Annotated in this window: 7 protein-coding genes; all 7 read left to right on the top strand. The window is 34.3% G+C overall.

Annotation, left to right across the window (positions count from 1 at the left end; all coding sequences use genetic code 11):
- Window positions 1-552 precede the first annotated feature (552 nt).
- The 7 genes from ACIR131C_RS0105595 to gmhB all read left to right on the top strand — a co-directional run bounded on the left by ACIR131C_RS0105595 (window position 553) and on the right by gmhB (window position 8,412).
- Window positions 553-1,311, top strand: coding sequence for a sucrose-phosphate phosphatase (locus tag ACIR131C_RS0105595; protein WP_028089405.1), 759 nt, complete (start codon window positions 553-555; stop codon window positions 1,309-1,311).
- Between the two features lie 47 nt (window positions 1,312-1,358).
- Window positions 1,359-2,138 (top strand): hypothetical protein, encoded by a 780-nt coding sequence (locus ACIR131C_RS22015; RefSeq protein ID WP_051347499.1) that lies wholly within the window; start codon window positions 1,359-1,361, stop codon window positions 2,136-2,138.
- Between the two features lie 46 nt (window positions 2,139-2,184).
- The gene (locus ACIR131C_RS0105585; RefSeq protein ID WP_028089404.1) at window positions 2,185-3,633 is read left to right on the top strand and encodes a glycoside hydrolase family 13 protein; all 1,449 of its coding nucleotides are present in this window, start codon (window positions 2,185-2,187) and stop codon (window positions 3,631-3,633) included.
- Between the two features lie 58 nt (window positions 3,634-3,691).
- Window positions 3,692-4,789, top strand: a complete 1,098-nt coding sequence (locus ACIR131C_RS0105580) for a hypothetical protein (protein ID WP_028089403.1) — start codon at window positions 3,692-3,694, stop codon at window positions 4,787-4,789.
- A gap of 65 nt (window positions 4,790-4,854) precedes the next feature.
- Window positions 4,855-5,595, top strand: a complete 741-nt coding sequence (locus tag ACIR131C_RS0105575; protein ID WP_028089402.1) for an HAD-IIB family hydrolase — start codon at window positions 4,855-4,857, stop codon at window positions 5,593-5,595.
- 361 nt (window positions 5,596-5,956) lie between these two features.
- A complete protein-coding gene (locus ACIR131C_RS0105570; protein WP_028089401.1) occupies window positions 5,957-7,861 on the top strand; it encodes a transketolase C-terminal domain-containing protein in 1,905 nt (634 codons plus the stop codon).
- Window positions 7,858-8,412 carry a D-glycero-beta-D-manno-heptose 1,7-bisphosphate 7-phosphatase gene (gene gmhB, locus ACIR131C_RS0105565; protein ID WP_028089400.1) on the top strand — a complete coding sequence of 185 codons (555 nt, stop codon included), beginning with the start codon at window positions 7,858-7,860 and terminating at the stop codon, window positions 8,410-8,412. The genes ACIR131C_RS0105570 and gmhB overlap by 4 nt, the downstream gene beginning before the upstream one ends.
- The last annotated feature ends 66 nt before the right edge of the window (window positions 8,413-8,478 follow it).

The raw sequence follows: 8,478 nt of genomic DNA, 5'->3' as shown, positions 1-8,478 counted from the left end.
GCTTGCGGGGAGGGGGTTGGGGGTGGGGTTCTTGTACCTCATAACATCGGGAAGTGCTGTATGATTTCTCTATCACTATAGCGGTTATCGGTTGGATGAAATACAATCGAGGGCGGGGAAACCCCGCCCCTACAGGTTTTGCAATTTAATCACTGTATCTCATTCAAGTGCATACCTCTATAATTCGCATAACCAATCATAATCAAGATTAAATCAAAACCATCCTTCAGTGTTGATAATTTTTAACAATTATTTATTGATCTTGATAAAAAATAAATCCTCCTTAAAAAAATATTAAGAACAAAAAATAATATTGAAAATTATTGTAGTATGATTCTGAAGAATTACGGGTTTCAATTAATAAGACAATTAATCACGTTAGCAGTCAGCTATGTACCTTGAGTATTGAAATACAAAGAATGAGAAGAAGCAAATGCAAATAACATTGATGAAATTAAAACTTCAAAATCCTGACTATTCCGGCTATTGACTGATTACTGATAGCTGAATAATTAACTAATCACACAGTAATCATCGCAAAGTATTAGTGTAGTGGCAAAACTTTTATTTGTAACGGATTTAGATAATACCTTAGTTGGTGACGATCTAACTTTAGCAAAATTAAATCAATGGTTAAGTGAACAGAGGCGCATTTATGGTACAGTCATCTGTTACACCACAGGGCGCTCGCTCGCTCTTTATCAACAACTAATCGCAGAGAAAGACTTGTTAGAACCTGACATATTAATATTAGCTGTAGGAACAGAAATTTATTACCCAGCTAATAAAAGGTATGATTCTGAATGGACTGCTAAAATATCACAGGGTTGGGATCGAGAAATCGTAGTAAAAATCGGCAGTGAATTTCCTTGTTTAGTTCTTCAATCTTCCTTAGAACAAACAGAATTTAAAGCTAGTTATTATACGAACACTAAAGGATTAGAAGTAACACTGCCCAGATTAAAAGCAATTTTGCAAAATCATGGTTTAACAGTACAAATGATAGATAACTTTGGTGGTGCATTTTTAGATATCTTACCTACATTAGCAAATAAAGCCGCATCGGCGACTTTTATCCAAAAATGTTTAGGTTTTAGGGATGAAAAAACTGTGATTTGTGGAGATTCTAGTAATGATTTATCTATGTTTGAAAATATGCTTTGTCCTGCTATTATCGTCGGTAATGCTCAACCAGAATTATTAACATGGCATGAAAATTATCCGCCCACAAACCGATATCTGGCTAAAAATGATTTTGCTGGGGGAATTTTAGAAGGACTAGAATATTTTGGATTTTTTCATGATAAATAATCTGAGAATTTGCACATAAGTTACAGAAATATGAGGTAGAAATAAAAATGAAAACAATAGTTTATCAATCCTATCGGGGAGAAGAAACACCAATTTGGCTAGAAACTTGTATGGAAACAGTGAAAAATTGGGCTAAACTTAAAGGTTATGACTATCAAAGAAAAGATAACTTTTTTGATTATGTTCCTGAGTGGTATATAGATAAATCTCAAGGTAAAATTAACGTCATTGCTGATTTAGCGAGATTAGAAATAGCGAGAAAATTTTTAGATCAGGGATATGATCAAACAATTTGGATGGATGCTGATATCGTCGTATTTAATCCCGATAATTTAAAAATTGATACTTCCGAAGAATATTTAGTATGTCGTGAAGTGTGGTTAGATACAGCAGATAATGTAAACTTTGGAGAAGGAGATATATTTTGTAGAGAAAAAGTTACCAACTCATTAGTTTATTTTACTCAAAAAAATAGCTTTTTAAATTTTTACATTTATGCGACTAAATCTTTGGTAAAAAATGAAGAAGGGAGATTATCGAGATTAGTGGTTAGCACTAAATTTCTAAGTAAATTATCGGAAATTATGGAATTACCTCTATTTATGAATATGGGGCTTTTTAGTCCTATTCTGATGCACGCCATAGTAGAAGATAAAAGAGATATTATTCAGTTATATCAACAAACTTTAAAATCTCCTATTTATGCGGCTAATTTATGTCTCTCCTTTAGAAATCAAATCAATAAAGGAATTATGGTGACAGATGAACTATTTACAGAAACAATTGATAAATTAATTCAAACGAAAGGAGAGATTATCAATAAATAAGTAAAAATTAAACCATAATTATTAAACCATCATTATCAAGTTATTTATGCAAATTTATACACCAGATTGGGTTAAACACGCAGTTTTCTATCAAATATTTCCTGATCGCTTTGCTAGAATTGTTCCCGCACATCAGAAATGGTTGCTGAATGTACCTTTAGAAGATTGGAATGCACCGCCAACCATTCATGGTTATAAAGGTGGTAATCTCTGGGGAATTATTGAAAAACTAGATTATTTACAAGATTTAGGCATTAATGCTATTTACCTAAATCCTATCTTTACTTCTGCTAGTAATCATCGTTATCATACCCTTGATTATTATCAAATTGATCCTTTCTTGGGGGGAGAGGAGGCATTTGCAAGTTTATTGAAAGCTGCTCATAATCGTCATATAAAAATTGTCTTGGATGGAACTTTTAATCATGCTAGTAGAGGTTTTTATTTCTTTAATGATATTTTAGAAAATGGTATAAATTCTCCTTGGTTAGATTGGTTTAAAATCACAGGTTGGCCACTTGCACCTTATGATGATGATCACCCTGCTAACTATGGTGCATGGCACGGAATTAGAGCTTTACCAGAGTTTAATACCAATAATCCAGCCGTGCGGGAATATATTATGCGAATTGGGGAACATTGGATTAAATTAGGAGCAGATGGTTGGCGGTTAGATTCAGCAGATTACATTAAAACACCGGGATTTTGGCAAGAGTTTCGGGAACGAATTAAAGCAATTAATCCTGAAGCTTATATTGTGGGAGAAATTCCCATGTATGCCAGTGAATGGTTAGATGGAACACAATTTGATGGTGTATCCAGTTTACCTTTTTTGAATGCTACCACTGCTTTTATTGTTGGCGATCGCCAAGTTAAAGGTCATTTGTCTGAATATGCACCACCACCACCTGCGGATGCGGCTAAATATGGGGAAGAAATTAATCAATTACTACAACTTTATCCTTGGGAAATTCAACTCACTCAACTGAATGGTATCAATAATCATGATACAGCTAGATTATTAGATGTGGCAGGAGGCGATCGCCCAAGTTTATATTTAGCCACATTACTATTATTAACTTTTCCCGGCGCACCTTGTATATATTACGGTGATGAAGTCGGTTTAACAGGTAGTTATGATCCTGACTGTCGCCGTGGTTTTCCCAACAAAGAAGCATGGGATCAAGATATTCTAGAATTTCATCGTCAATTAATTAAACTACGTCACAGTTACCCAGCTTTAAGAATTGGTGAATATCAAACCTTATATGCTCAAGGACAAGTTTATATTTTCAGTCGGAGGTTAGCTAGAGAAAATATAATCATTGCTGTCAATGCCGGTAATTCCACAGCAAAGTTTAATCTTCCAATATCATCGCCCACTGAACCAGAAAAAACATTATTTACATATCCTGAAAATCAAAATAATTGGCATTTTCAAGCAGGATATCTCAACTTGACATTGACTTCCCGTAGTGGCTTAATATTAGCTTGATGGTAGGAATCAGCCAGAATTAATTAAAAGTAATTACAAGTTAAATAAATGTAAATTTATGAACAAAAAAACTATATTTATGATGCTTTATAGTTGCATTTTCCTTATTAGCTTAATTTTGACAAATGTATTAATTAATGTGTTTTTACCTAAATATGATATGCGTCAAAATCTTGGTGATGTGAGTGCTAAATTAGAATATTTTACCCAACATAAAGATGATTACGATATGATTTTTTTAGGTCCAAGCACTACATATTACGGATTAATGCCTAAATTATTTGATGAAGCCATATCAGTAAATGGTAATAGTTTTAAATCCTTTAACTTTGGGATCATGTCGGCAAATGTAGCCGAACTGGATTTCTATTTACAAAAAATCTTAGCTTTAAAACCAGCTAAGTTAAAATGGATATTTTTAGATTGTTTAGTTGACTCTTTTGTTGAAGAAGCACCAACAGCAACTAAAAATGTTTATTGGCATACTCCAATTAAAACATTAGAAAATTTTAAATTAATCGCAGAATCCACTCTAAATTTAGACATAAAAATTGCTGCCCTGTATGCAAATTCAATTAGCTTTATCTATAACTGGTTAGGAATTGGTAATTTTTCAGATTATGTAAATCCCAGAATCACAATCACACCAGGAGGAATATTATCTGATAGAGTGATTCAGGAATCTGGTTATTATGCAATGGATTGGATGAACGACATTGAACTATTAGACAAAATTTTTCAAGAGAAGTATTTAGAGATTTATCAACAAGAATTAAGCCAAGCAAAATCGGCATTTTCTAATTCACAAAATATATCTAAATATCCAGTCGATTCCTATGCACTTAAAATAATTAAGCAGATGATTGATAGAATTGATAACCAAGAAAAAATCACTCAAAATAAAATTGAATCTATTTTCCTCATTCCTCCAGCTTTAGATGCAGATGTTGAACATACTCCGATTATGAGGGCTTTAAATTTAGGATATGTTTCTACCCTATTTGCTTTTAATAATCCCAATAAATACCCTAGCTTATATGAACTTGCCAATCGCAGTGATCAGAGACATTTAAATAATCAAGGTGCTGAAAAATTCACAAAAATTCTCGCAGCAGAGTTTTCCAATTATCTGAAATTGTCAAATAGGATTTTTTAAATACTATAACTTTTTCACTGATTCTGCATCTAACTTATTAAGCTTTTATGGTGTAATTCAAAAATATGAAATCTCATCACTCCTTACTGTTAGCAACTGATTTAGATGGCACTTTTTTAGGAGGTTCTGAACAGCAAAGGGCAGAATTTTATCAATATGTCCATAATCAGGGCGATCGCCTACTTTTAGTTTATGTCACTGGCAGAGAACTGGACTGGATCAGCAACTTTTTAGTTGAAAATCCCCAAGTTCCTAAACCTGACTACATCATCGGTGATGTGGGAACAACTATTGTACATGGTGCAACTTTCGAGCCAATTTCTGCTGTGCAAGATTGGATAGTAAAACAATGGGGAAATGCTAACGAACAAGTCAAGCAGCTATTAGCAGATGAACCAGGCTTAAAATTGCAAGCTGTTAATCCTGATTATCGCGTATCTTACTACTATGATCCCGAAGAATTACGACCTAGCGCCATTGAAAAAGTAATTGATGCGGGATTTGATTGCATTATTTCCCATTATGATATCTATTTTTATTTTGATGTTATGCCCAAAGGAGTATCTAAAGGTCCTACCCTGTTGAAGTTTTTAGAGGAAATGAATTTTAATGCAGATGATACTATTACTTGTGGAGATACTCTCAACGATTTATCATTATTTGAAACAGGATTAAAGGGAGTGGCTGTAGGAAATTCTGAACCCAGATTAGTTGCCAAAATTCAGACAATGCAAAATGTTTATTATAGTCCTTATCCTGGTGTTATGGGTATTTGGGATGGTTTAAAAATCTATGGTAAGGATTAAAAACATTACACAATAATCCAAGTCAGATAATTGGCAAATACTTTTTAAACTTTATTTACTGTAGCGATCGCTCTCCTCTCATTTAGAATTTTAGTACTCAGTATATATCTATAAAAAGGAATTTTGTTGACGACACAGGTTAAAGTAGTATAAAAATTTGCCATTTTTTAGTAAAAATTTTTGATGGAAAACAAGTCAAACTTTATACCAATTTCCATAATTCTTACTACATTTGAATTCTGCAAATCATAGCGAAGAACTGCCTAAAATCTCCTCCATTTGACAAAAGATGACTCATTAGTTTTCAATAAAAAAGTCGCGGTAGTTTACATATAATTTCTTGGCCAAGGAACAAAAGTCAATGACCACATCAACCCTCCGATTCCCTATTGATTTAGATGCTTACAAGCCTTTAAAATTAAATCCGGCTCATGCAACTTTAACTGATGAGCAAAGAGAAATCCTCAAAGCAAATATTCAACTTTGTCGAGATACTATTGTTTTTTTTACTGCCATTGCTGCTGCAAAAGGTGTAGGTGGTCATACAGGAGGGGCTTATGATACAGTCCCCGAAGTAATGATTTTAGATGCTTTCTTTCGCGGTTCTCCAGATAAATTTGTGCCGATTTTCTTTGATGAAGCGGGACACCGAGTGGCTACACAATATTTAATGGCTACTTTACATGGTGATTTAGATGCGGAAAATTTGTTACATTATCGAGAACCTAATTTTGAATTATTTGGACATCCAGAAAGAGGACGTACTCCAGGAATAAAATTTAGTGCGGGAAGATTGGGACATCTGTGGCCTTATGTGAATGGAGTAGCGATCGCTCATCCCAATCAAGTAGTATTTTGTTTAGGTTCTGATGGCTCACAACAAGAAGGCAATGATGCCGAAGCCGCACGTTTAGCAGTAGCTAAAAATCTCAATGTGAAGTTAATTATTGATGATAACAATTCCACTTGTAGCGGTTATCCTAGCGATTATTTACCAGGATTTAATGTTAGTCAAACCTTGGCAGGACATGGATTAAAAGTATTAATTGGTGCTGGGGAAGATATAGATGATTTATATAGTCGTTTATGTCAAGCTGTTAATACTGATGGTCCAATAGCAGTAATTAATAAACGTCCGATGACTCCTGGTATAGTGGGAGTAGAAGGAACACCTTTAGGACATGATGCTTTATCACCAGATTTAGCGATCGCCTATTTAGAAACTCGCGGCCATACCCAAGCTGTTGAATATCTTAAACAAATTATTCCCCTCCAACATACCTATACTTTCAACGGTTCTAGTAGTAAAACTCGTCATATTTTCGATGCCACAGTAGTTTCTATTCTTAGTTCCATGACACCTGCGGAACGCCAAGAAAAAGTAATGTGTATTGACAGCGATTTAGGAGAATCCTGTGGCATTAATAAAATTCGTCAAGCCTACCCAGAAATATTCTATCATGGCGGTATTATGGAAAGAGGAAATTTCTCTGCTGCCGCCGGATTTGGTATGCAAGAGGGAAAACAAGGAATTTTTAGCACCTACAGCGCCTTTTTAGAAATGTGCATTTCTGAAATTACAATGGCGCGACTAAATAAATCTAACATTCTCTGTCAATTTTCCCATAGTGGCATAGATGAATTAGGAGATAATACCTGTCATTTTGGCTTAAATAATATGTTCGCCGACAACGGCTTAGAAGATGGTTATCAAACTCGGTTATATTATCCCGCCGATGGACATCAAATGAAAGCCTGTGTAGAAACAATCTTTTATCAACCAGGATTAAGATTTCTCTTTTCTAGTCGTTCCCCAGTTCCCGATGTTCTGGATACAAATGGTAAACCTTTATTTGCCGAAAATTACACCTTTATTCCTGGTAAAGATGACATAGTACGAGAAGGAACAGCAGGTTATATAGTTAGTTTTGGTGAGGTACTTTATCGCGCCCTAGATGCAGTAGAAAACCTCAAACAACAAGGCATAGATGTGGGTTTAATTAATAAATCAACTCTGAATCTAGTAGATGAAGAAATAATGGCAAAAATTGGTAAAACATCCTTTGTTTTAGTTGTTGAATCCTTAAATCGGCGCACAGGTTTAGGTATTCGTTTTGGTTCATGGTTATTAGAAAGAGGATTTTCTCCCAAATATGCCTACATGGGAACTCATAAAGAAGGTTGTAGTGGTATTTGGGAACAACTACCCCATCAAGGAATTGATACCATTAACATTATCAATAAAGTCAAGGAAATCTTGAAGTGATCAAAGTTGCTTTTTTTGATCGGGATGGTGTCATCAATATTGATCATGGCTATGTTTTTAGTCGTGATCAGTTTGAATTTACCAATGGAATCTTTACTGCTTGTCGTCTCCTGCGCGATTTGGGTTATGAACTAATTGTAGTTACAAATCAATCAGGTATTGCTCGTGGTTACTATTCCGAACAAGATTTTTTAGCCCTTACTGCATGGATGGGTGAACAATTTAAAAAACAAGGTGTAGCATTACTAGATGTTTTTTATTGTCCCCATCATCCCCAAGCTAAAATATCTCAATATCGTCAAAATTGCCGATGTCGTAAACCATCCCCAGGAATGTTTGAACAAGCTTGTCAAAAATATCCGATAGATATTGAAACATCAATTATGATTGGGGATAGAATATCGGATATACAAGCGGCTAAAACCGCAGGAATTGGTAAATTTTACTTGCTTAGTCAGGAAAACACTTTTTCTCAGGAATTGAAAATAACTAATCGCTTGGATAACCTATATCAACTCAAGTATTTTTTGGAAAAAAATAGTAATGTGTAAATAAGTGAGATACACAATTTAATCATATCAATCTTATTGGGCATTCTGCCCGCCTTTTTATCTACA

Source organism: Dolichospermum circinale AWQC131C (genome assembly GCF_000426905.1).
Taxonomy (GTDB): domain Bacteria; phylum Cyanobacteriota; class Cyanobacteriia; order Cyanobacteriales; family Nostocaceae; genus Dolichospermum; species Dolichospermum circinale.
This window is presented reverse-complemented; position numbering and strand designations above follow the sequence as displayed.